Here is a 22,466-nt window from a genome sequence, read left to right on the forward strand (position 1 = left end):
ACAAGACCCAAGCGAGGCGGCATGACCATTACGCGGCACAACTCCCTGCATCTGTGGGACGACAGGTTCCTCTACATCACACCGGCGATTCAGTCGGGGCTCACGGCGCGTTCGTCGGCCACGCTGCTGGCGTCGGTGAGCGGCCATCCCTTCACGCTGGAGGCGCTCGACGGCACGCGCGTGCGCTGCACCGCCGCGCTGGTGGGGCCGCATGTGCCGCGCCGCCTCGACGTCGACGGCTGCGGGCTGCTGTCGCTCAACCTCGACCCGGCCTCCAGCGCCTACCGCATGCTCGCGCGGCACATGGGCGGCCACGGCATCCAGCCGATCGATGCGCGCCGCTTCGGACGCACGCGCGACGACTTCGAACCGGCGCAGCACGGCGCGCTGTCCGACCGGCGCCTGCAGGTGCTGAGCGCGAAGCTGGTCACGTCGATCACCGAGAGCCCCGAGCTGCAGGCCGCCATCGACCCGCGCATCGACCGCGTGCTGCAGGCCATTCGCACGCATGCGGGGCAGATTCCGCTGCGCGAGCTGTCGGCACTGGCCTTTCTCTCGCCCGACCGGCTCACACATTTGTTCGCGCAGCAGGTGGGCGTGTCGATCAAGCGCTATGCGCTGTGGACCAAGGTGCGCCGCACGGTGCAGCAGTTCACCGCCCGCCGCCCGCTGACCGACGTGGCATTGGTCAGCGGCTTCACCGATGCGGCGCACATGAGCCGCACCTTCCAGCGCTACTTCGGCCTGTCGCCGTCCTTCCTGTCGAACCAGGTGCGCGTGACGGCCGACGCGCATGCGTCACACGCGTGGGGGCGCGGGATGGCGCACTGAGTCTTCCGCAGTCTCCAGGCGCGCAGCAGCAGGACAGCGGCTGCGTTCAAGCCGCAGCCGGTCTGCCTGCCTAAGCTGGGGATGCTCCATCAAGAGAGCATCAACCGGAGACATCCATGAGACAGACATCCTCGCGCGGCGCCATGCCGCTGTCCCTGCTCGCGTTGGCCACAGCCGCTGCACTCACCGCTTGCGGCGGCGGTGGTGGAGGCGGCGGCGGGTTCCCGTTCTTTCCCGGCGCCGGCAACCCGCCCACCAACCCACCGGCCGAAGGCGCCTACAAGGCCGAGATCCGCCGCACCGCCCTGGGCGTGCCGCACATCAAGGCCGACAACTGGCCCGGCGTGGGTTACGGCTACGGTTTTGCGCAGGCCGAAGACGACCTGTGCACGATGGCCGATTCCTTCCTCACCTACCGCGGCGAGCGCTCGCAGTACCTCGGCGGCGATGCGCAGCTCGTGGCCAGCAGCACCATCGCGCGGCCGAAGAACATCGACTCCGACTTCTTCCACAAGCAGGTGATCTCGGCCGATGTGCTCGCGAAGATGATCGCGGCCCAGCCCGACAACCTGAAGCAGCTGGTCGAGGGATTCGCCGCTGGCTACAACCGCTACGTGCGCGACGTGAAGGCCAGCGGCACCGCGCACGCAGCCTGCCGCAGCGAAGCCTGGGTGAAGCCCATCACGGCCGAGGACATCTACCGCCGCATGTACGCGGCCAACCTCGCGGGCGGGTACAGCAACTTCCTGCCGAACATCGCCAATGCGATCGCGCCGGCACCGGCAGCGCCCACCAAGATGGCCGCGCGCAGCGGCGCGAAGAAGGCCGCGCTGCAGCTGGCGGCGGTCAACGTGCCCGAGCTGCAGGTCGGCGGCAAGGAGGGCGTGGGCAGCAACATGATCGGTTTCGGCACGGCGGCCACCGGCGACAGCAGCCCGCTGCTCTTCGGCAACCCGCACTGGTACTGGCGCGGGCCCGACCGCTTCTACCAGGCGCAGCTCACGATTCCGGGCCAGCTCAACATCAGCGGCACCTCGTTCCTCGGCATTCCGGTGATTCTCATCGGCTTCAACGACAACATCGCGTGGAGCCACACGGTGTCGACCGCGCGGCGCTTCGGCTTCTACGAACTGAAGCTCGCAGCGGGCGACCCGACCAGCTACATGCGCGACGGCAAGCCCGTGAAGATGCAGGCGCTGAACATCACCGTCAACGTGAAACAGGGCGACGGCAGCGTGGCACCTGTGACACGCACGCTCTACAAGTCGGAGTACGGGCCGATGGTCAACCTCACGGCCTTCGGTGCGCCGTTCGCCTGGAGCCAGACCACGGCCTTCGCGATCCGCGACATCAACGGCGAGAACTACCGCACCTTCAAGAACTGGCTGCGCTGGAACCAGGCGAAGTCGCTCGATGAGTTCATCGCCATCCAGCGCGAGGAAGCGGCCATTCCGTGGGTCAACACCGTGGCCGTGGGCCGCGGCGCAGCCAAGGCCTGGTATGCCGACATCGGCGCGATTCCCAACGTGTCGCCCACCCAGGTGGCCAACTGCACCACGCAGTTGGGCGCGGCGGCTGGCGCTTCGCTGCCGCGCGTGCCGTTCTTCGACGGCTCGAAGAGCGAATGCGACTGGCAGACCGATGCCGACTCCGCACAGAAGGGCGCGCTCGGCGCTGCCCGCATGCCCAGCCTGATGCGCGACGACTACGTCGAGAACTCGAACGACAGCTACTGGCTCGCGAACCCGAAGGCGCCGATGACCGGCTTCCCGGACATCATGGGTCCCGCGGGCACGGAGGCCGTGAGCTTCCGCACGCGTCTGGGCAACCTGATGGCGCAGGGGCGGCTCGACGGCACCGACAACTACGCCGGCAAGGTGGCCACGGCCGACACCGTCAAGCAGATGGTGCTCAACAGCCGCGTGCTGACGGCCGAGCTGTTCAAGGACCAGGCGCTGGCCATGGTGTGCGCGACGGCGACGATCAACGTGGCGACCGATCCGCAAGGCGGCGCCGCCATCGGGCGTGATGTGGACACCGGGCCGGCCTGCGCGGCACTGCGGGCCTGGAACAACACCGGTGTGACCGGTGCGCGCGGTGCGCACATCTGGGACGAGTTCTGGAGCCGCGCGGCGCTGCAGTCGTCGGCCACGCTCTACAACGTGCCGTTCAGCGCGAGCGATCCGATCCACACGCCACGCGACCTGAAGGCGGGCGCCGCGAGTGTCCTGCAGCAGGCCTTCGGCGCGGCCGTCGCGCGCGTGGAGGCCAGCGGCTTCGCACTCGATGCGCAGCGCGGCGACTACCTGTTCGCCACGCGCGGCGGCCAGAAGATCCCGCTGTACGGCGGCTGCCACGGCCCGGGCTACTTCACCATCGCGTGCTCGGAGAACCGTCTGGGCAAGGGCGGCTACACCATGGACGGCAACCCGAACGGCAACAGCTACATGCAGATCGTGCGCTTCCCTGAAGGCGGCGTGGAAGCCCACACCTTCCTGACGTTCTCGCTGTCGGACGACCCGGCCTCGGCGCACAACGCCGACTACACCCGCGCCTACAGCGCCGGGAAGTGGCTCAAGGTGCCGTTCTCCGAAGCCGAGATCAAGGGCGACGCGGCCTACCGCAGCGCGGTCGTCAGCGAGTAGATCAGCGAGTAGTGGACGACGTACGGGACGCGGCTCGCTGCGCGAGCCAGTTCCACCCGGCGCCTGCGGCCATGAGCACGCAGGTGCCGAGGAACACGGCGCGCATGCCGATGTGCCCGCCCACGAAGCCGCCGAGCAGCGGGCCCGCCACCTGGCCCGTGTACTGCGCCGAGGTCGAGTAGCCGAGCATGTTGCCGGCCACGCGCTCGGGCACGTTGTGGCGGATCACGCTCGCGATGCACGGCAGCAGCCCGCCGAGCGACAGCCCCATCAGGAAACGCAGCACCACCAGCTGCCAGCCCGACGTGACGAAGGCCTGCGGAATCAGCAGCAGCGCCGACACCGCCAGGCACCCGACGATCACGTTCCAGTGCCCCACGCGGTCGGCCAGCTTGCCCAGCCGCGAGGCCGAGAGGATGCTGCCGAGCGCGGCGGCCGACATCACGAGGCCGGCCATCATCGTCACGCGCTGCGGGTCTTCGACCAGCGTGGCAACGTAGACCGTGATGATCGGCTCGATCGACATGTTGGCCAGCATCAGCAGCATGCCGGTGAAGAGCATCGCGACCAGCGGGCGCTTGTCGGGGATGGCGGCCCAGCCGGTGTCGGCGGCGCCGTGCTGCTTTGCGGTGGTGGGCGCTTTCTTCTCCTCGCGGATCAGGAAAGCAGTCGCGAGAAAGGCCACGAAGATCATCGCGCCCGCCGCGAAGAAGGTCGCGCGGATGCCGATCAGCGGCGGCAGCACGCCCCCCACCAGCGGGCCCACGAGGTTGCCGGCCATGATGGCCGACGACATCGTGCCCAGCGCCCAGCCGGTGCGGTCCTTCGGCGTCTGCGTGGCGACCAGCACCATCGAGCCCGAGGCATAGCCGCCCAGCAGGCCCGCGAGCAGCCGCAGGCCCACGAGCTGCCACACGTTGCCCGCCATGCCGATGAGCGCCATCGCCACCGCCATGCCCAGGCTCGCGCGAATCAGCATCGGCTTGCGGCCATAGCGGTCGGCCAGGCGCCCCCACAGCGGCGCCACCAGCGCCGCGCTGAAGAAGGTGGCCCCGTAGGCCGCGCCCGACCACTGCACGATGGCCGCATGGTCCTTCACGCCCAACTGCTCGACGTACAGCGGCAGGAACGGCAGCAGCAGCGTCATCGCCACGATGGTGGTGAAGGAGCCGAACATGCAGACGGCGAGGTTGCGTTGCCAGTGCGCGTGGCTGGCGGGGGTGATCAGGTTCGTCATGGGGGAATCGATTGTGTGGCGCGGGGAGCGAAAGCCGCACTGCCGATTCGCGGCGGGCCCCATCGCGCCACCCGACGGATCGCCGCGGACTAAAATTCGCCCCCCGCAGCCGGGCGTCCCGGCCGGCTGCGGGTTTCTTGTTCGACCGGGGCCATGTAGAGGACCACCATGTACAAAAACCTCGCGGGCCGCGCCGTTCTGGCGTGGGTGACCGCCTGTTTTTTCTGTTTCTTGTCCCCCGCCTTTTCACAGACCGCGCCGCCGAAGCCACCCCTGGCCAAGGACGCGCTGAAGATCGGCTTTGTCTACGTCACGCCGGTCACCGATGCCGGCTGGGTGCGCCAGCATGAAGAGGGCCGCAAGGCCGTCGAGGCGGCGCTGGGCGGTCGCGTGAACACCACCTTCGTCGAGAACGTGCCCGAGGGCGCCGACGCCGAGCGCGTGATCCGCGACCTTGCGCAGCAAGGCAGCCAGCTGATCTTCACGCCCAGCTTCGGCTACATGGAGCCGACGCTGAAGGTCGCGAAGGACTTTCCGGGCGTGAAGTTCGAGTCGATCACCGGCTACAAGACGGCGCCCAATGTGGCGACCGCCAACGCGCGCTATTACGAAGGCCGCTACCTCGCGGGCATCGCAGCCGGACGCATGACGAAGACGAACGTGGCCGGCTACGTGGCAGGCTTTCCGATTCCCGAGGTGCTGCAAGGCATCAACGCCTTCACGCTCGGCATGCGCTCGGTGAACCCGAAGGCCAAGGTGATCGTGGTGTGGCTCAACGAGTGGTTCGATCCGCCGAAGGAGCGCGACGCGGCGATGGCGCTGTTCAACCAGAACGCCGACGTGCTCGCCTTCCACACGGGCTCCACCGCTGTGATGGCCGCCGCGCAGGAGCGCGGCAAGATGGCCGTGGCCTACCACTCCGACATGCGCAAGATTGCGCCCGACGCGCAGATCGTCGCCGTCACGCACCAGTGGGGCGGCTACTACACGCAGCGCGCGAAGGCGGTGCTCGACGGCACCTGGAAGAGCGGCAACCTCTGGGGCGGCGTGAAGGAAGGAATGATCCGCGTCGGCGACTTCGGCACGAAGGTGCCCAAGGCCGTGCAGCAGGAGGTGCTGGCGCGCCAGCAGGACATCGCGGTGGGCAAGCTGCAGCCGTTCCGAGCAGTGGCAGGCGATGTGCGCGACAACGAAGGCCGCGTCGCGATCGCCAAGGGCGCGCAGTTGACCGACGAGCAGATCCTGCAGATGAACTGGCTGGCCGAGGGCGTGCAGGGGCGGGTGAGCCGCTGAGCGCCGCCCCTTTGCCTTGCGTCTGAAGAGTGCGTTCCGCGTATAGCACTCATACGCGCAGGGCAATTCCCGCCGTCCGGGGCTGGATTACCCTCCGAATCCACGATGAAAAAAGCCTACCGCGCCTCCCTCCTGCGATTCGACGCCGCCGGCCTGCCTGTCTTCGATGAAGACGGCCTGCTGGTCGTCGCCCCCGACAGCACCGGCCGCCAGCGCGTGCTCGACGCCGGCAGCCATGCCGACGTGTCGCAGCGCCATGCCGGCGCCCACACCACCCACCTGCCGGGCCGCATCCTGGCGCCGGGCTTCGTGGACATGCACGTGCATTACCCGCAGACCGACATCATCGGCGCGCCCGCCGCCGGCCTGCTGCCCTGGCTCGAGAACTACACCTTCCCGGCCGAGAGCAAGTTTGCCGATCCGGCGCATTCGCGCGTGGTGGCCGACGTGTTCTTTGACGAGCTGCTGCGCAACGGCGTGACCACCTCGCTGACCTTCGCGACCTCGCACGTCGCCTCGGTCGATGCCTTCTTCGAGAGTGCGCAGCGCCGCCAACTGCGCATGATCACCGGCAAGGTGCTGCAAGACCGCAACTCGCCCGACGGCGTGCGCGACGACACCGAGCAGAGCCTGGTCGACACCGAGGCGCTGATCCGCAAGTGGCACAACGTCGACCGCCTGGGCTACGCCATCACGCCGCGCTTTGCGCCCACCAGCACCGACGCGCAGATGCGCGGTGCCGGCGAGCTGGCCGCAAAGTACGGCGACACCTGGATCCAGTCGCACGTGGCCGAAAACCGCGACGAGGTGAAGTGGGCGCGCGAGCTGTACCCGAAGTCGCGCTCCTACCTCGACGTGTACGCCGACTTCGGCCTGCTGCGCGAACGCGCCGTGTACGCCCACTGCATCTACCTGGACGACACCGACCGTGCGCTCATGCACGAAACGAAGACGGCCGCCGCCGTGAGCCCCACGAGCAACCTGTTCCTGGGCAGCGGCTTCTTCGACTTCGGTGCGGCCGACCGCCTCGAGCAACCGTACGGCCTGGCCAGTGACGTGGGCGGCGGCACCAGCTTCAGCCCCTTCCACACCATGCTGGCCGCGTATTACGTGGGCCGCGAGGGCCAGACCAAGACCGGCCTGAGCATCGCGCCCTCGCGGCTGTGGTGGCACCACACCGGCGGCGCCGCGCGTTCGCTGGGGCTCGATGGCGTGGTCGGCAACCTGCAGCCGGGCTGCGAGGCCGACTTCCTGGTGCTGAACCCGTCCGCCACGCCGCTGCTGGCGCGCAAGACCTCGCTGGCCAACAACCTCGAAGAGCTGCTGTTCGCGATGATCGTGCTGGGCGACGACCGGCTGGTCGAGCGCACGGTGATTTCGCAGGCGGGCTGATCTGCGCCGGGGGAGGGCGCGCAGGGCGCCCATGCCACAATTCGGCCCCGATTCCCCCGCAGCAGCATCAGCGAGCGCATATGAGCATCAAGAGCGACAAATGGATCCGGCGCATGGCCGAAAACGAAGGAATGATCGACCCCTTCGAACCGGGCCAGGTGCGCGAGAACAACGGCCACAAGATCATCAGCTACGGCACCTCGAGCTACGGCTACGACATCCGGTGCGCGCCTGAATTCAAGGTCTTCACCAACATCCACAGCACCGTGGTCGACCCGAAGAACTTCGACGAGAAGAGCTTCGTCGACATGCACGGCGACTACTGCATCATTCCGCCGAACAGCTTCGCGCTGGCACGCACGGTGGAGTACTTCCGCATCCCGCGCAACGTGCTCACCATCTGCCTGGGCAAGAGCACCTACGCGCGCTGCGGCATCATCGTCAACGTGACCCCGTTCGAGCCCGAATGGGAAGGCTACGTGACGCTCGAGTTCAGCAACACCACGCCGCTGCCGGCCAAGATCTACGCGGGCGAGGGCTGCGCGCAGGTGCTGTTCTTCGAGAGCGACGAGGTCTGCGAAACCAGCTACAAGGACCGCGGCGGCAAGTACCAGGGCCAGCGCGGCGTCACGCTGCCCAAGACCTGACGCGCAATGACGCACTGATGCGCGCGTCCTGACCGCCGGTTACGTGATCGGTCGTCAGGCCAAGTACCATCCTGCGACGTTCCGGCAAAAACTCCGTTCAGCAAGCCGGTAAGGAGACTGCGATGAGATGGGAAGGCAACGAACAATCCGATAACGTCGAAGACCGCCGCGACGGCGGGGGTGGCGGCGGAGGCGGTGGCTTCATCGGTGGGCGCGGCATCGGCATCGGCACCATCGCGGTCGCGCTCATCGCGGGCTGGATCTTCGGCATCAACCCGCTCACCGTGCTGGGCCTGCTCAGCGGCGGTGGCGACCCGGTGCAGGTGCAACAACAGCAGGGCCCGGCGCCCAAGCCGCCCACCGGCGACCGCGAGGCGGCCTTCGTTTCCACGGTGCTGAAGAACACCGAGGTGGTCTGGACCGATCTCTTCCGCAAGAGCGGCGGCAACTACCAGGCGCCCCGGCTCGTGCTGTTCCGCGGCGCCACGCCCACGGCCTGCGGCACCGGTCAATCGGCCATGGGGCCGTTCTACTGCCCGGGCGACAAGAAGGTCTACATCGACCTGTCGTTCTACGACACCCTCAAGAACCAGCTCGGCGCGCCGGGCGAGTTTGCGCAGGCGTACGTCATCGCGCACGAGGTGGGCCATCACGTGCAGGACGAGCTCGGCATCACCGCCAAGGTCGACGGCATGCGCGGGCGCCTGAGCGAGTCGCAGAACAACGCGATGAGCGTGCGCGTCGAGCTGCAGGCCGACTGCTTCGCGGGCGTGTGGGCACACCATTCGCAGGAGTCGAAGATGTGGCTCGACCCGGGCGACATCGAGGCCGCCATGAACGCCGCCCAGAAGATCGGCGACGACGCTTTGCAGCGTTCCGCAGGCCGTGCGGTGGTGCCCGACAGCTTCACCCACGGCTCCAGTGCACAGCGCCAACGCTGGTTCGGCACGGGCTATCAGACGGGTGAAATGAAGTCCTGCGACACCTTCAACACGCGCAACCTGTAAAGATTGTGCCCCGAGAGCCCCGGATTCATTGGGGTTTTTGCTATTGAATAAATAGCAATTCGAGCTTTGCGGACGTTGTCGTTTCGTTGTCACTGCCGTTTTTTGCGGCAATGCGACAATAGAAGGCTCAATGACAATGTCCTTCTCCAATCTTTCGCTGGCAGAACCGCTGGCCCGCGCCGTGGCCGAAATGGGCTACGAGACCATGACGCCCATCCAGGCAGAGGCCATTCCGGTGGTGCTTTCAGGCCAGGACGTGATGGGCGCCGCGCAGACCGGCACCGGCAAGACGGCGGCGTTTTCGCTGCCCTTGCTGCAGCGCATGCTCAAGCACGAAAACGCCTCCACCTCGCCCGCGCGGCATCCGGTGCGCGCGCTGGTGCTGCTGCCCACGCGTGAACTGGCCGACCAGGTCGCGCAACAGGTCAAGCTGTACGCCAAGTACACCAACCTGCGCAGCACGGTGGTGTTCGGCGGCATAGACATGAAGCCGCAGACGCTGGAGCTGAAGAAGGGCGTCGAAGTGCTCGTGGCCACGCCGGGCCGCCTGCTCGATCACATCGAAGCCAAGAACGCGGTGCTCAACCAGGTCGAATACGTCGTGCTCGACGAGGCCGACCGCATGCTGGACATCGGCTTCCTGCCCGACCTGCAGCGCATCCTGAGCTACCTGCCCAAGCAGCGCACCACGCTGCTGTTCTCGGCCACCTTCTCGCCCGAGATCAAGCGGCTGGCCAGCAGCTACCTGCAGAACCCGGTCACCATCGAAGTGGCGCGGCCGAACGAAACGGCCTCCACCGTCGAACAGCACTTCTACAGCGTCTCTGACGACGACAAGCGCCGTGCGCTCAAGCAGATCGTCAAGCAGCGTGGCATTACGCAGGCCTTCGTGTTCGTCAACAGCAAGCTCGGCTGCGCGCGCCTCGCACGCTCGCTGGAGCGCGACGGTCTGCGTACCACCGCACTGCACGGCGACAAGAGCCAGGACGAACGCCTGAAGGCGCTCGCCTCGTTCAAGGCCGGCGAAGTCGACCTGCTGGTGTGCACCGACGTTGCGGCCCGCGGCCTCGACATCAAGGACGTGCCGGCCGTCTTCAACTTCGACATTCCGTTCAACGCCGAAGACTACGTGCACCGCATCGGCCGCACGGGCCGTGCCGGCGCTTCGGGCCTGGCCGTGAGCTTCGCCAGCGGCGGCAACGATGCGCGCCTGGTGGCCGACATCGAGAAGCTGATCAAGAAGAAGATCGAGCTCGAACCCGTCGAGTTCGAAGAAGACCGTCCGCGCGGTCGCATCAACGACGGACGTCGCCACTGGCGTGAAGAAGGCGAAGCCGGCGACGCACGCGACGCGCTCGACCAGCCGCGCGAACGCCGCGACGTGGAGCCCCGCCGCAGCATGAGCGGCAGCGCTGGCGGACGCCCGCACCGTGCGCCGTCCGCGCCGCGCGATCCGTTCTTCGACAAGCCCTACGAATCGGGCGAGCGCGAAGCCGCCCCGGCTTGGGAAGCGTCGGCCAAGGCCACGCCCGCACGCGGCATCTCGAGCAACATCAAGAGCAAGCGCAAGGTCGCAGCACTGTTCAAGGCGGCCGAACCGGGTTGAACCGGGGGCTCGCGCAGTGAAAGAAAAAACCGGGCATTGCCCGGTTTTTTGCTTTCTGCTCGGCCCGCTCCGGATGACCCGACGTACTTGTTTTCGGGGATTGTGAGACGCCGGGGGCTGCCTATCCTTGTCCCTGATTTCCGGGGGCGTTCGTCGGCCGCGAGCCCGGATCGGTGAGATGCATGCGCTTGCTTGCCAAGGCCAGCGCATGCCCGTTCGCCGCCATCGCACCGGCCGATTGCACGCAGGAGGAGGGGCATCCCATGACAGGCATGAGTTCGTCGCACCACGCGATTCCCGACATCGTTTCGAGTGCGCAATTGCTACCCAGGGCCGCGGCCGTCGACAGCGGCGAGATCAAGATCACCTTCATCAACTACTCGAAGTACGAGTTCAGGCGCGACGTCACCGGCTACACCAAGGACTTCGCACTCGGGAGCATCACGTCGTCGCCGGGGACGGTGCTCAAGGCCCGTTCGGGCATGGAGTCGCTCGACATCTGCCAGATCGCGTTCTCGTGGATCGCCGAAGGCGCCAACAACGCCTACGTGACCTGGTACAGCCCCGAGATTCCGGTGCGATTCGGTGCCCGGATCGTTGCACCGGTGCAGGTCTTCGGCATGGGCCCGCGTCCGCACTGGGAAGTGTGCTGGGACAACAACCCCGGTGGCGATCCCCATTGGGCCAAGTCCGGGTCCGAGCCGTCGGACCCTCGGGTGTTCTTCGCCGACGGCCATATCGCAGGCCTGACCGCGACCGGTCGCGCGCAGTCGTGGCACACCGCGCTCGACCTGACCATTACCCTCGGCGACTACACGCAAGGCAAGTCATGAACGATCTTCTGATTGTGTACATCGGCGGCGGGCGATGGGTCGCGCGGGTGACGAACACCGGCATCGAATATCCGTTCCGCTTCCTTGCAGAACAGCCGGACCTCAGCGAGCTCTGCGTGCAGTCGCTGGCGCTTGCCATGCAGAGTGGGCGCGAACAGGTGATCCAGAGCATTGCCGGAAACGGCATCTTCGACCTCCCCCGCGGTGTCCAGCCCGAAGCGGTGGTCAGCGATCTGTTCGATGCGACCCAGACCATGATCGTCGGTGAGGCGGAGGTCTTCGTCGCCGAAACCGTTCTGTCCGAAGAGTTGGAAGGCGCCGGGCAGGCCCTGTTGGCGGCCATGGCCTGAGCCCGGACCGCGCGCGTTGCTTGCTCGCGGCGTGGCGCTGCGCTCAGGCCACGCGAAAGTGATGCGTGCCGTCGCGCCCCAGCTGCGCCACCAGCCCGTACTCCCAGTCCAGGTAGCCCTGCATGGCCTCGACGGGTGCGTCGGTGCCTTCGTAGGGCCGGCGGTAGCGGTCGGTGCGGGCGGTGGCCAGGCGGGTCTCGCCGGTCTCGGCCGGCAGCCCGGCGGCGAACCAGGCAGTGTTGCCGCCCGTGAGCACCTGCACTTCCACATCGCGCTGGCCGCGTGCATCGAGCAGGGCGCGCAGGTCCGCGGCGGCGTAGCGCGCGAGCAGGCTGCTGCCGCAGGTCAGCACGTAGCGCGGCGCGGACGGGATGGCCTTGTGGTCGATCGCCTGCGCGAGCTGCGCGCGGATTGCGTACCAGGCGCCGGGAATGTGGCGCTTCACGTAGTTGGCGCTCGTGGTCACGTCGATCACAGCGGTGGTGGGTTGCTGCTTCAGCAACTCGGCCAGCGCCTCGGGCGCGATCTCGATGACCGTGACGGTGACGGGCGGGTAGGCCGACGTCGGCGTGCCGGCTTCGCTGAGCGCGGCGGTCGGCGGCACCACATCGGGCACGTACACCTCCCAGCCCATCTGCGCGAGCCATGACGCGCTCATCGATGCGCGCACGCCGTCGTCGTCGGCCAGCACGATGCGTGCGCCGCGCACCGGCACCTGGTGGTCGGTTTCCTGCACGAGCTGCCCGCCGGGCGCGCTCGCGAAGCCGGGCAGGTGACCGGCCGTGTATTCCTCGGGCGTGCGCACGTCGAAGCGGTACACGGTGCGGCCCGGGGCCTCGAGCGTGTCGAGTGCGTCGAGGGCGATGCGGCGCACGCCCGCGGCGTCGGCCACGCGGCGCGCGTCGGCCTGCGCCTGCGCGTGGTTCACCTCAGACACGGCGGTCGGCGCCTGCCGGCCCGCGCCGTGGTCGAGCACCTGGCCCGCGAGCTTCCAGCCGATGGTGCCGTTGCGCAGGGCTGCCACCGGGTTTGGGATGCCCGCATTCACGAGCGACTGCGTGCCGATGATGCTGCGCGTGCGGCCCGCGCAGTTCACGATCACGCGCGTGGCCGGGTCGGGCGCGAGCTCGCGCACGCGCAGCACCAGCTCCGCGCCGGGCACGCTGGTGGCTGAAGGGATGCTCATGGTCTGGTATTCGTCGAAGCGGCGCGCGTCGAGCACGACCAGGTCGGCGCGGCTGTCGATGAGCGCCTTCACCTCGGGCGCCGACAGCGACGGCGTGTGCCGCTCGTGCTCGACCAGTTCACCGAAGGACTTGCTTGGCACGTTGACGTCGCGGAACAGCTCGCCGCCCGCCGCGCGCCAGCCTTCGAGGCCGCCGTCGAGCAGGTGCACGTTCGTGTAGCCGAGCGCGGCGAAGGTGCGTGCCGCGAGGGGCGCGAGATCGACACCGTCGTGCGCACCGTACAGCACGATGAAGGTGTCGCGCCGCGGAATGCGTCGCCACGCTTCGATCTCGATGCGCGACAGCGGCAGGTTGGCGGCCCACAGCGGGTGCTCCTGTGCAAACGGGTCTTCCTCGCGCACATCGAGCAGCGCGGTCTCTTCGCGCGCGATCAGCCGTTCGCGCAGCGTGGCGAAGGGCAACAGGGGAAAGGAGTCAGTGGTGGCGGTCGTCGTCATGCGGCAGTGTTTCGGAGTTCGGCGGAGCGGTCCCACAGGTTGGGCAACAGCGTGTTGGAGTAGCCGGAGACGAAGGGCTTGCGCCCGCCTTCGGCCGGATAGGTGTGGCGACGCACGGCGCCGATGTTGGCGCCGTACACATGGATGCTGATCGACACCCGGTCGGCGTGCGCGTTGTGCACGCGGTGCAGGTCACCCACGGTGGGCGACACGGCTTCGACATGGCCCGCATCGAGCCGCACCGGCGCGCCTTGCGGCCGGGCGGTGCCCCCGGCGTCGAGCGCGTAGGGCTGGCTGTATTCGGCGCCGCGCAGCATGCCGATGAGGCCCCACACCGTGTGGTCGTGGATCGGCGTGGCCTGGCCCGGTCCCCAGACGAAGCTCACGACCGAGAAGCGCTCGGTGCTGTCGGCGTGCAGCAGAAACTGCTGGTAGTAGGTCGGGTCGGCCACGGCGAAGGCGTCGGGCAGCCAGTCGTCGCGCGCCACCAGCGTGCGCAGCAGCGCGCCGCCTTCGGACAGGATGCGCGGCTCGTCGGGTTGGCTGTCGAGCAACCGGCCGAAGGCGCCGACGAAATCGCGCAGCGGAGCAATCATGCGGGGCGTTTCCAGAGTTGGGTGTCGGTAATGGCGCGCACGTCCACGCGCACCGGAAGGATACCGTCGCGCGCCGAGCGGTCGGCCACGGTCTGCAGCGCGGTGATGTCCGCTTCGCTCACCGGACGCCCCGCCACCGAGGCGCGCGCCGTGATGAGGCGTGCCGACGCGATCGGCAGCCGCGTGAGCTGGCTGTAGGCCTGCGCGTAGGCCTCGGGGTTGGCCAGCGCCCAATCGCCCGCACGCGCGAGCCGGTCGAGAAACTGCACGATGGCCTCGCGCTTGACCGCGTCGGCCAGCGAATGCTCGCTCGCGGTGATGAAGCCCAGCGCCGTGTTGATGCCGCGCCCGTCGCGCAGGATGCGCCCGCCCTGCTGCAGCGCGATCGCGTAGTAGGGGTCGAAGATGGCCCAGGCGTCGATCTGCTTCGAGGCGAACGCGGCGGCCGCGTCGGTGGGCAGCACGAACTTCACCGTGACCTCGTCGCGCCGCACGCCGGCCTCTTCGAGCGCGCCGTAGAGCTGGTACTGCGAGATGCTGCCGCGCGCCGACGAGACGATCACCGTCTTGCCGCGCAGGTCGGCCACGCTGCGCAGCGGCGAGTCGGGCTGCACCACGAGGCCCAGCGACTCGGCCTTGCCGACGCGCGTGGCGACGATCTTCAACGGTGTCTTGCCGACGGCCGCTGCGAGCACGGGCAGGTCGCCGGCCATCGCGGTGTCGACGGCGGCACTGCGCTGCGCCTCGAACAGCGGCGCGGCACCCTGGAAGTTGGCCCAGCGGTAGGCAAAGGGCGCGTCGTCGAGGGCCTTGGAGGCCTCGAACAGCGAACGCAGGCCGCCGGCCTGGTCGCCGAGCACCAGCGTGGCCTTGGGTTGCGCCATCGCGCGCAGCGGGCCGGCCACGGCCAGCGACAACGCGGCGCCTTGCGCGAGCCAGGCGCGGCGGGAGAGTTGCAGCGCGCTCATGCGGCACCTCCCGATGCCTGCAACGCACGCTGACCCGCCGCGACCAGAATCGCGTCGTTCTGCGGGGTGTGAATGCGGCTGCACAGCACGTCGCGATAGTAGCGTTCGAGCGGGTTCTGGCGTGTGAGGCCATGGTTGCCGCTCAGCTGCAGCGCCAGCTCGACCACGCGGATGGCGTGCGTGGTCACGGTGTGCTTGAGCAGGCCGCTGTCGGCGGCGGGCGGCGTGTGGCCGCTGTCGACCGCGGCGGCTGCGTCGTCGAGCAGCACGCGGTTGGTGCGCAGCAGCGCCTCGATCTCGCCCACCTGCTCCTGCACACGCGGCAGGCTGGCCAGCGGCGCGCCGAGGCTGCCGGGCGCACGCCGGTTCAAGAAGTCGACCAGCCAGTCGCGCGCGGCGCGTGCCACGGCGTCGTAGAGGCTGCCCAGCAGCACGACCATCCAGGCCTGCTGCGCCGCATGGGCGTCGATGTCGGTCTGGCTGCCGGCGCCGGGTGCCCAGTCGGCGGGCGCGCGCAGGTCGACGGCGTGGTCGGCGGCAATGGCGACGTCTTCGAACACCACCTCGTGGCTGCCCGAGGCGCGCAGGCCCAGGTGGTCCCAGCTCGCGATCACGCGGATGCCGAGCGCATGGCGCGGCACCAGGAACACGCCGGTGCGCGGCGCGGCCTCGTCGGTGCGGGCCCAGACCGCGAGCCACGACAGGCCCTCGATGCCCGTCGTGTAGAGCTTGTGGCCGTCGATGCGCCAGCCCTCGGGCGTGCGCCGCGCCACGGTGCCGGGCAGGCCGCCGCGCGCCGGTGAGCCCAGCGCGGGCTCTACGCGCAGTGCGTTGATGAGCGCGCCGTGCGTCACCGCATCGCGTGCCACGCGCTCGCGCAGGTGCGCGGGCCAGCGGCTCTCGCGGCGTGCGAGCGCTTGGTGCTGCAGGTAGGTCATGGTGAGGATCAGCGCGGTGGCGGGCTCGCCGCGCGCCACCGCCGCGATCACGCGACGCGCCGTGGCCAGTGTGGCTGCGCCGCCGCCGTACGCGGCAGGTGCGACGAGGCCGAGGAGCCCGTGCGCCTGCAACGCCTCGAAGTTCTGCCGCGGAAAGGCGCCGCTGCGGTCGTGGTCGGCCGCCGTGGACGCGAACTGCGCCGACAAGCGGGCCAGCACGGCGGGATCGACGGAGGGCGGGGTGTCTGTTTCGGGAACGGCCGGCGCGCGGCGCAAGGGGAGTGCACTCATGGTGCCCGCACGGTAAAGGCCCGCTGCCAGCGCGCGAAGGATGCATCGCGCATATCCAAATTCGTTTTTCTGCGTTCGTTTTCAGGGCCCGTCTCGGTACGGTCTCGCTTCTCCTCGAGCGTGAGTGAAGAAGAAAGAACACAAGGCATGACACCCGATTTCCCGCTGGACCGCCGCCGCCTGCTGCAGGCCGCCGCCGCATGGGGCGTGGCTGCTTCGGGCGTGGCGCAGGCCGCCACGCCGTCGCGTGACCTCTCCGGCGTGACGCTGCGCGTGGGCACCTACAAGGGCCTGTGGCGCCCGCTGCTCACGGCCTCGGGCCAGGCCGACACGCCCTACAAGATCGACTGGCGCGAGCTCAACAACGGCGTGCTGCACATCGAGGCCATCAACGGCGATGCGCTCGACCTGGGCTCGGGCAGCGAGATCCCGCCGGTGTTCGCGGCGCGGCAGAAGTCGAGCGTGCGGCTCGTGGCCGTGACGCACGAAGACCTCAACAACCAGGCCACGCTGGCGCGCAAGGACTCGGCCATCCGCAGCATCGCCGACCTCAAGGGGAAGCGCGTGGGCTACGTGCGCGCCACCACCTCGCACTACTACCTGGCCAAGCAACTGGCCGAGGCGGGGCTGTCGTTCGCCGACATCCAGCCCGTGAGCCTCACGCCGGCCGACGGCCTCTCGGCCTTTGCGCGCGGCGACCTCGATGCCTGGGCCATCTACGGCTACAACGGCCAGCTCGCGCGCACCCAGTACGGCGCGCGCACGCTCAAGACCGGCGTGGGTTATCTGTCGGGCAACTTCCCCATCTATGCCAACCCGCGCGCGCTCGACGACACGCTGCGCCGCGCGGCGCTGGGCGACCTGCTGCAGCGCCTGCAACGCGCGTTCGCCTGGATCAACGGCAACTTCCTGGCCTACGCCCGCGCGCAGTCGGCCGAGACGCGCGTGCCCGTGGGGGACATCGTCGAGCTGTTCAACGGCCGCAGCGGCGACTACAGCCTCGGCCCCGTCACCGACGCCGTGGTGCGCAGCCACCAGGACGTGGCCGACACCTTCCAGAAGATCGGCGTGCTCGACGGCCCCGCCGACGTGAAGCCGCTGTGGGACCGCCGCTTCGAAAACCTGCTGCGGCTGCCCGCCGCCTGACCCCTTCATTCCATCCGCATCCACGAGGACACCATGAGCCAGAACGACGTTGAATTCATCGGCATGATCCAGGGCCAGAAGGTCTCGGAGATCCACGCCGCCAAGGGCCCGGCCCTCGACCGCGACTACGTGCGCGCCTTCGCGCAGGCGCACGAAAACGCCGGCTTCAACCGCGTGCTGGTGCCGCACCATTCCACCAGCCCCGACGCCACGCTCACCGTGGCCTACGCGGCCTCGGTGACCGAGCGCATCCACTTCATGCTCGCGCACCGCCCCGGCTTCGTGGCGCCGACGCTCGCGGCGCGGCAGTTCGCCTCGCTCGACCAGTTCAGCGGCGGCCGGCTCGGCGTGCACTACATCTCGGGCGGCTCCGACGAAGAGCAGCAGCGCGACGGCGACTGGCTCGACCACGACCAGCGCTACGCCCGCACCGACGAATACCTCGAGGTGCTGCACAAGGTGTGGACGGCCGAGAAGCCCTTCGACCATGAAGGCGCGCACTACCGTTTCCAGAACGCGTTCTCTGAAGTGAAACCGCTGCAGACGCGCCACGGCAAGCCGCACGTGCCCGTGTACTTCGGCGGTGCGTCGGAGGCCGCGATTCCGGTCGCGGGCAAGTACGCCGACGTGTACGCGCTGTGGGGCGAGTCGCTCGACCAGGCGCGCGAACTCACGACGCGCGTGCGCGCCGAGGCGGCCAGGCATGGGCGCAGCGTGCGCTTCTCGGTGTCGTTCCGCCCGATCCTCGCGGCGACCGAAGACGCCGCATGGGCGCGTGCCGAGAACATCCTGGCGGAGACGAAGCGCCTGCGCGTGGTGCAGGGCTACAACCGCGGCGGGCCGCAGCAAAGCGAGGGCGCCAAGCGCCTGCTGGCCGCGGCCGAGAAGGGCTCGCGGCTCGACAAACGGCTGTGGACGGCGGTCGCGCAAGAGATCGGCGGGCGCTCGAACAGCACCGCGTTGGTCGGCACGCCGGAGCAGGTCGCCGATGCGCTGCTCGACTACTACGACCTCGGCGTGACGACCTTCCTGATCCGCGGCTTCGATCCGCTGGAAGACGCGGCGGACTATGGGCGCGAGTTGATTCCGCGCACGCGTGAACTGGTTGCGCAGCGCGCCGCCTCCATTCGCAAGGCGGCCTGACCTCTGCCTTTCTCCCTCCCCTTCCGGGGGAGGGCGGGGGTGGGGGCAAGCGGCCTCGAACACCGTCATGGCTTTGACGCCGTCGTGCCCCCATCCCAACCTTCCCCCAGAGGGGGAAGGAGCAAAACCGAATACGAGGAATCTTCCATGAGCGCCGTTCTCTCCATCGACCGCCACGCAACCCAGCCGCTGAAGCTCCACGCGAACCCGCAGCAGAAGCACTGGTTCGACCCCATCCCGCCGCGCCCCACCGTGCAGGCCGAGCGCCGCCACCGGCAAGAGCGCCTCGCAGGCGCCTTCCGCCTGTTCGCGCGCTTCGGCTTCGCGCAGGGCCTGGCCGGCCACATCACGGCGCGCGACCCCGAGCTGACGGACCATTTCTGGGTCAACCCGCTGGGCATTCACTTCTCGCGCATCAAGGTGTCCGACCTGCTGCTCGTCAATGCGAAGGGCGAGACGGTCGTCGGCGACCGGCCGCTCAACAAGGCCGCCTTCGCCATTCACGCCGCGATCCACGAACACAACCCGAGCATCGTGGCCGCTGCCCACACGCACTCGACCTACGGCAAGGCCTGGTCCACGCTGGGCCGCAAGCTCGACACGCTCACACAAGACGCCTGCGTGTTCCACGACGACGTGGCGCTGTTCGACGACTTCACCGGCATGGTGGTCGACACCAGCGAGGGCGATCGCATCGCCCGCGCGCTGGGCGACAAGAAGGGCGCGATCCTCAAGAACCACGGCATCCTGACCGCGGGCCCCACCGTGGAAGCCGCCGCGTGGTGGTACATCGCGCTGGACAACGCCTGCCACACGCAATTGCTGGCCGAGGCCGCCGGCACGCCGCAGCCGATCGACGAGGCCACCGCGCGCCACACGCACGGCCAGATCGGCGGGCCCGAAGGCGCCATCCATTCCTTCGACAGCCTGTACGAAGGCCTGGTCGAGGCCGAACCCGAACTCCTGCTTTGACGACGATGAACCCCCGGAGCCTTTCCCCGATGAACGCATCCCTTCTTTCCCGCCGCAGCGTGCTGCGCACCGGCGCTGCCGCCGCCGTGGTCGCCTCGGGCGGCTTCATTGCCTCGCAGGCCTTCTCGCAGCAGACGCGCAAGCTCACCTTTGCCTGGAACGCCGCCGCGTTCTGCCTCTCGCCCGTGGTGGTGGCGCAGGAGCGCGGCTACTTCGAGCGCAACGGCCTGCAGGTGGACCTCGTCAACTACACGGGCTCGACCGACCAGTTGCTGGAGTCGCTGGCCACCGCCAAGGCCGATGCGGCCGTGGGCATGATCCACCGCTGGCTCAAGCCGCTCGAATCGGGCTTCGACGTGAAGATCGTCGGCAGCTCGCACGGCGGCTGCGTGCGCCTCGTGGGCGCCAAGGCCGCGGGCGCCACCAGCCTGGCGAGCCTCAAGGGCAAGATCATCGGCGTGTCGGACATCGCGAGCCCGGGCAAGAATTTCTTCTCGATCCTGCTGGCCAAGAACGGCATCGACGCCGACCGCGACGTCACCTGGCGCCAGTACCCGGCCGACCTGCTCGACATCGCCGTGAAGAAAGGCGAGATCCACGCCATTGCCGACGGCGACCCGAACGTGTACCTCATCGAGAAGCGCAACCAGGGCACCTTCGTCGAGCTCGCGAGCAACCTCTCGGGCGAGTACAAGGACAAGGTCTGCTGCATCGTCGGCGCGCGCGGCGAACTGGTGCGCAAGGACAAGGCGACCGTCGCCTCGCTGGTGCGCGCCATCGCACAGGCTTCCGATTTCGTGGCCGAGAACCCGAACGAGTCGGCCAAGCTCTTCGCCAAGTATTCGCCCAAGGTGCCGGTCGAAGACCTGCGCGCGCTGCTGGGCACGCTCACGCACAACCACCACCCGCTGGGCAAGAACCTGCGCGACGAGGTGGAGTTCTATGCGCGCGACTTCCGCAGCGTCGGCGTGCTCAAGAAGACCACCGACCCGGCGCGCTTCGCCGAGCACGTGTCCTTCGATCCGCTGGCATGAGCGCCGTCATTGATCGGGTGCTGGAAGCACCGCCGCAAGCGCCAGGGAACTGGCGCCGCCCTGGCATCGAAAAGGCCGCGCCAGCCTCTGTGTTCGCGCGCCCCGCCGAAGGCTTCTGGCGAACCGGCGCGCTCGCGAGCGCGGGCTGGGTCGCCCTGGGCCTGCTCACTGTCTACTGGCCCAACAAGGCGGTGGGCTTCAGCGACTGGGCCTACACCGACGAGTTCGGCATTGCGGCCATCGCCATCGGCGCGGCGCTGCTGCTCGTGGCGCTGCTCGGCACGCGTGCGGGCCGCGTCGCGCGCACGCTGCGGCCGGCCGGACCGTGGCTGGTCGCGCTGCCGGTGTTGTTCGCCCTCTGGGAGATCGCGACCGCCAAGCTCGCGCTGCTGCCCACGCCGTTCTTCGCGCCGCCGCAGAGCCTCATCGAAACCTACATCGACGACTGGCGCCGCCTCGGCGAAAGCCTGGCGCATTCGGCGCGGTTGCTCGCCCATGGCTTCGTGCTGGGCGCGCTCGCGGGCTTTCTCACGGGCGTGACCATCGGCTGGTCGCGCATCGCGGGTTACTGGGTGCATCCGGTGCTGCGCTTCGTGGGGCCGGTGCCGGCCTCGGCGCTGCTGCCGCTGGCGTTCTTCTTCTTTCCATCGAGCTATGCGGCGGCCGTGTTCCTCATCGCGCTGGCCACGGGCTTTCCGGTGGCGGTGCTGACCTGGTCGGGCGTGGCGGGCGTCAACCGCAACTACTACGACGTGGCGCGCACCATGGGCGCGAGCGAGCGCTTCCTGGTGCTGCGCGTGGCGATTCCCGCCGCGCTGCCGCAGGTGTTCGTGGGCCTGTTCATGGGGCTCGGCGCCGCGTTCTCGGTGCTGGTGACGGCCGAGATGATGGGCGTGAAGGCCGGGCTGGGTTTCTATCTTTCGTGGGCGCAGGGCTGGGCCTCGTACTCGAACATGTACGCCGCGCTGATCGTGATGGCGCTGCTGTGCTCGGGCCTGATCACGCTGCTGTTCAAGGTGCGCGACCGCGTGCTGTCGTGGCAGAAGGGGACTGTGAAATGGTAGCGACCGTTGAAGCTGAAGCGGGTGTGCGCCAGGCCGGCGCGCAGATCGACATCCACGGCGTGAGCCACTGGTTCGATGTGCCGGCGGGTCCGCTGCAGGTGCTCGACGACATCGACCTCAACGTGAAGCCCGGCGAGTTCGTCGCGCTGCTCGGGCCCAGCGGTTGCGGCAAGTCGACGCTGCTGCGCCTCGTGGCCGGACTGGAGCCCGCCACGGCCGGACGCATCACACAGGACGGCGCACCCATCACGCGGCCCGACCCGTCGCGCATCGTCGTCTTCCAGGACCCGACGCTTTACCCCTGGCGCAGCGTGTGGGACAACGTGGCGCTCGGCCTGCAGGCGCGTGGCGTGCTCAAGACGCAGCGCGGGCGCGTCGACGAGGCGCTGAAGCTCGTCGGCCTCACCGACTTTGCCAAAGCCTTTCCGCACCAGCTCTCGGGCGGCATGGCGCAGCGCGTTGCGCTGGCGCGTGCGCTGGTTAACGACCCGCAGCTGCTGGTGCTCGACGAGCCGCTGGGCAAGCTCGACTCGCTGACGCGCATCGCGATGCAGAGCGAGCTGGTCAACTTGTGGCAGCGCGCGGGCTTCTCGGCGCTGCTGGTGACGCATGACGTGGAAGAAGCGCTGTTCCTCGCCAACCGCGTGATCGTGCTGAGCGACCGGCCAGCGCGCATCGCGGCGGAGCTCGTGGTCGACCTGCCGTACCCGCGGCATCGTGGCCATGCGCGTCTTGCCGAGCTGCGTCACGAAGCGCTGCGCCACTTGGGGCTCGACGCCACCTGGTGAC

At 68.8% G+C, this 22,466-nt stretch carries 20 protein-coding genes; 15 read left to right on the plus strand and 5 right to left on the minus strand.

Translation table 11 applies throughout. From position 1 onward, the window contains the following. Positions 1-21 precede the first annotated feature (21 nt). Positions 22-831 carry a helix-turn-helix domain-containing protein gene (locus tag CLU95_RS22970; RefSeq protein WP_099795726.1) on the plus strand — a complete coding sequence of 270 codons (810 nt, stop codon included), beginning with the start codon at positions 22-24 and terminating at the stop codon, positions 829-831. Positions 832-947: 116 nt separating this feature from the next. Continuing rightward, positions 948-3,476, plus strand: a complete 2,529-nt coding sequence (locus CLU95_RS22975; protein ID WP_099795727.1) for a penicillin acylase family protein — start codon at positions 948-950, stop codon at positions 3,474-3,476. A gap of 1 nt (position 3,477) precedes the next feature. Here CLU95_RS22975 and CLU95_RS22980 read toward each other — a convergent pair whose 3' ends face one another. Further along, entirely contained in the window at positions 3,478-4,713 is a 1,236-nt protein-coding gene (locus tag CLU95_RS22980; RefSeq protein WP_099795728.1) for an MFS transporter, read from the minus strand. 168 nt (positions 4,714-4,881) lie between these two features. Between CLU95_RS22980 and CLU95_RS22985 the strand changes: the two genes are divergently transcribed. The 7 genes from CLU95_RS22985 to CLU95_RS23015 all read left to right on the plus strand — a co-directional run bounded on the left by CLU95_RS22985 (position 4,882) and on the right by CLU95_RS23015 (position 11,841). Further along, positions 4,882-6,006: a BMP family ABC transporter substrate-binding protein gene (locus tag CLU95_RS22985; protein ID WP_099795729.1), complete on the plus strand. Its 1,125-nt coding sequence runs from the start codon at positions 4,882-4,884 to the stop codon at positions 6,004-6,006. Between the two features lie 105 nt (positions 6,007-6,111). Then, on the plus strand, positions 6,112-7,398 hold the full coding sequence (guaD, locus tag CLU95_RS22990; protein WP_095744216.1) for a guanine deaminase: 1,287 nt from the start codon (positions 6,112-6,114) through the stop codon (positions 7,396-7,398). 80 nt (positions 7,399-7,478) lie between these two features. Beyond that, on the plus strand, positions 7,479-8,045 hold the full coding sequence (gene dcd, locus CLU95_RS22995) for a dCTP deaminase (protein ID WP_099795730.1): 567 nt from the start codon (positions 7,479-7,481) through the stop codon (positions 8,043-8,045). Between the two features lie 122 nt (positions 8,046-8,167). Next, positions 8,168-9,052, plus strand: a complete 885-nt coding sequence (ypfJ, locus tag CLU95_RS23000) for a KPN_02809 family neutral zinc metallopeptidase (RefSeq protein WP_099795731.1) — start codon at positions 8,168-8,170, stop codon at positions 9,050-9,052. Positions 9,053-9,182: 130 nt separating this feature from the next. Continuing rightward, on the plus strand, positions 9,183-10,658 hold the full coding sequence (locus tag CLU95_RS23005) for a DEAD/DEAH box helicase (protein ID WP_099795732.1): 1,476 nt from the start codon (positions 9,183-9,185) through the stop codon (positions 10,656-10,658). Between the two features lie 182 nt (positions 10,659-10,840). Continuing rightward, complete coding sequence (locus CLU95_RS23010) at positions 10,841-11,491, plus strand: hypothetical protein (RefSeq protein WP_143606039.1); 651 nt, start codon at positions 10,841-10,843, stop codon at positions 11,489-11,491. Continuing rightward, positions 11,488-11,841: a hypothetical protein gene (locus CLU95_RS23015; RefSeq protein ID WP_099795734.1), complete on the plus strand. Its 354-nt coding sequence runs from the start codon at positions 11,488-11,490 to the stop codon at positions 11,839-11,841. The genes CLU95_RS23010 and CLU95_RS23015 overlap by 4 nt, the downstream gene beginning before the upstream one ends. A 43-nt stretch (positions 11,842-11,884) precedes the next feature. On the opposite strand, the gene CLU95_RS23020 is transcribed toward CLU95_RS23015, so the two are convergent. Genes CLU95_RS23020 through CLU95_RS23035 form a run of 4 tightly spaced genes read right to left on the minus strand, consistent with a single transcriptional unit; the run spans position 11,885 to position 16,318 of the window. Further along, entirely contained in the window at positions 11,885-13,525 is a 1,641-nt protein-coding gene (locus CLU95_RS23020) for a rhodanese-related sulfurtransferase (RefSeq protein ID WP_099795735.1), read from the minus strand. Next, on the minus strand, positions 13,522-14,121 hold the full coding sequence (locus tag CLU95_RS23025; protein WP_099795736.1) for a cysteine dioxygenase: 600 nt from the start codon (positions 14,119-14,121) through the stop codon (positions 13,522-13,524). Before CLU95_RS23025 ends, CLU95_RS23020 begins: the two co-directional genes overlap by 4 nt. After that, a complete protein-coding gene (locus CLU95_RS23030; protein ID WP_099795737.1) occupies positions 14,118-15,089 on the minus strand; it encodes an ABC transporter substrate-binding protein in 972 nt (323 codons plus the stop codon). Before CLU95_RS23030 ends, CLU95_RS23025 begins: the two co-directional genes overlap by 4 nt. Continuing rightward, positions 15,086-16,318 carry an acyl-CoA dehydrogenase family protein gene (locus CLU95_RS23035; RefSeq protein ID WP_099795738.1) on the minus strand — a complete coding sequence of 411 codons (1,233 nt, stop codon included), beginning with the start codon at positions 16,316-16,318 and terminating at the stop codon, positions 15,086-15,088. The genes CLU95_RS23030 and CLU95_RS23035 overlap by 4 nt, the downstream gene beginning before the upstream one ends. A 147-nt stretch (positions 16,319-16,465) precedes the next feature. Between CLU95_RS23035 and CLU95_RS23040 the strand changes: the two genes are divergently transcribed. The 6 genes from CLU95_RS23040 to CLU95_RS23070 all read left to right on the plus strand — a co-directional run bounded on the left by CLU95_RS23040 (position 16,466) and on the right by CLU95_RS23070 (position 22,465). Further along, the gene (locus CLU95_RS23040; RefSeq protein ID WP_099795739.1) at positions 16,466-17,464 is read left to right on the plus strand and encodes an ABC transporter substrate-binding protein; all 999 of its coding nucleotides are present in this window, start codon (positions 16,466-16,468) and stop codon (positions 17,462-17,464) included. Positions 17,465-17,497: 33 nt separating this feature from the next. Continuing rightward, a complete protein-coding gene (locus CLU95_RS23045) occupies positions 17,498-18,607 on the plus strand; it encodes an LLM class flavin-dependent oxidoreductase (protein ID WP_099795740.1) in 1,110 nt (369 codons plus the stop codon). 147 nt (positions 18,608-18,754) lie between these two features. After that, positions 18,755-19,579: a class II aldolase/adducin family protein gene (locus CLU95_RS23055; RefSeq protein WP_099795742.1), complete on the plus strand. Its 825-nt coding sequence runs from the start codon at positions 18,755-18,757 to the stop codon at positions 19,577-19,579. Between the two features lie 29 nt (positions 19,580-19,608). Continuing rightward, positions 19,609-20,613 (plus strand): ABC transporter substrate-binding protein, encoded by a 1,005-nt coding sequence (locus tag CLU95_RS23060; RefSeq protein ID WP_099795743.1) that lies wholly within the window; start codon positions 19,609-19,611, stop codon positions 20,611-20,613. Beyond that, the gene (locus tag CLU95_RS23065; RefSeq protein ID WP_099795744.1) at positions 20,610-21,677 is read left to right on the plus strand and encodes an ABC transporter permease; all 1,068 of its coding nucleotides are present in this window, start codon (positions 20,610-20,612) and stop codon (positions 21,675-21,677) included. The genes CLU95_RS23060 and CLU95_RS23065 overlap by 4 nt, the downstream gene beginning before the upstream one ends. Further along, positions 21,671-22,465: an ABC transporter ATP-binding protein gene (locus CLU95_RS23070; RefSeq protein ID WP_099795745.1), complete on the plus strand. Its 795-nt coding sequence runs from the start codon at positions 21,671-21,673 to the stop codon at positions 22,463-22,465. The genes CLU95_RS23065 and CLU95_RS23070 overlap by 7 nt, the downstream gene beginning before the upstream one ends. The last annotated feature ends 1 nt before the right edge of the window (position 22,466 follow it).

Origin of the sequence: Variovorax sp. 54 (assembly GCF_002754375.1) — a bacterium.
Lineage (GTDB): Bacteria > Pseudomonadota > Gammaproteobacteria > Burkholderiales > Burkholderiaceae_C > Variovorax.

Excerpts from the sequence above, each read along its gene's own strand:
- CLU95_RS23035 (WP_099795738.1), bottom strand. The coding sequence starts at position 16,318 with ATGAGTGCACTCCCCTTGCGCCGCGCGCCGGCCGTTCCCGAAACAGAC.
- ypfJ (WP_099795731.1), top strand. The coding sequence starts at position 8,168 with ATGAGATGGGAAGGCAACGAACAATCCGATAACGTCGAAGACCGCCGC.
- CLU95_RS23060 (WP_099795743.1), top strand. The coding sequence starts at position 19,609 with ATGAACGCATCCCTTCTTTCCCGCCGCAGCGTGCTGCGCACCGGCGCT.
- CLU95_RS23070 (WP_099795745.1), top strand. The coding sequence starts at position 21,671 with ATGGTAGCGACCGTTGAAGCTGAAGCGGGTGTGCGCCAGGCCGGCGCG.
- CLU95_RS23055 (WP_099795742.1), top strand. The coding sequence starts at position 18,755 with ATGAGCGCCGTTCTCTCCATCGACCGCCACGCAACCCAGCCGCTGAAG.
- CLU95_RS23040 (WP_099795739.1), top strand. The coding sequence starts at position 16,466 with ATGACACCCGATTTCCCGCTGGACCGCCGCCGCCTGCTGCAGGCCGCC.
- CLU95_RS23025 (WP_099795736.1), bottom strand. The coding sequence starts at position 14,121 with ATGATTGCTCCGCTGCGCGATTTCGTCGGCGCCTTCGGCCGGTTGCTC.
- CLU95_RS23045 (WP_099795740.1), top strand. The coding sequence starts at position 17,498 with ATGAGCCAGAACGACGTTGAATTCATCGGCATGATCCAGGGCCAGAAG.
- CLU95_RS23015 (WP_099795734.1), top strand. The coding sequence starts at position 11,488 with ATGAACGATCTTCTGATTGTGTACATCGGCGGCGGGCGATGGGTCGCG.
- CLU95_RS23010 (WP_143606039.1), top strand. The coding sequence starts at position 10,841 with ATGCGCTTGCTTGCCAAGGCCAGCGCATGCCCGTTCGCCGCCATCGCA.
- CLU95_RS22985 (WP_099795729.1), top strand. The coding sequence starts at position 4,882 with ATGTACAAAAACCTCGCGGGCCGCGCCGTTCTGGCGTGGGTGACCGCC.
- CLU95_RS23020 (WP_099795735.1), bottom strand. The coding sequence starts at position 13,525 with ATGACGACGACCGCCACCACTGACTCCTTTCCCCTGTTGCCCTTCGCC.
- CLU95_RS23065 (WP_099795744.1), top strand. The coding sequence starts at position 20,610 with ATGAGCGCCGTCATTGATCGGGTGCTGGAAGCACCGCCGCAAGCGCCA.
- CLU95_RS22980 (WP_099795728.1), bottom strand. The coding sequence starts at position 4,713 with ATGACGAACCTGATCACCCCCGCCAGCCACGCGCACTGGCAACGCAAC.
- CLU95_RS22970 (WP_099795726.1), top strand. The coding sequence starts at position 22 with ATGACCATTACGCGGCACAACTCCCTGCATCTGTGGGACGACAGGTTC.
- CLU95_RS22975 (WP_099795727.1), top strand. The coding sequence starts at position 948 with ATGAGACAGACATCCTCGCGCGGCGCCATGCCGCTGTCCCTGCTCGCG.
- CLU95_RS23005 (WP_099795732.1), top strand. The coding sequence starts at position 9,183 with ATGACAATGTCCTTCTCCAATCTTTCGCTGGCAGAACCGCTGGCCCGC.
- dcd (WP_099795730.1), top strand. The coding sequence starts at position 7,479 with ATGAGCATCAAGAGCGACAAATGGATCCGGCGCATGGCCGAAAACGAA.
- CLU95_RS23030 (WP_099795737.1), bottom strand. The coding sequence starts at position 15,089 with ATGAGCGCGCTGCAACTCTCCCGCCGCGCCTGGCTCGCGCAAGGCGCC.
- guaD (WP_095744216.1), top strand. The coding sequence starts at position 6,112 with ATGAAAAAAGCCTACCGCGCCTCCCTCCTGCGATTCGACGCCGCCGGC.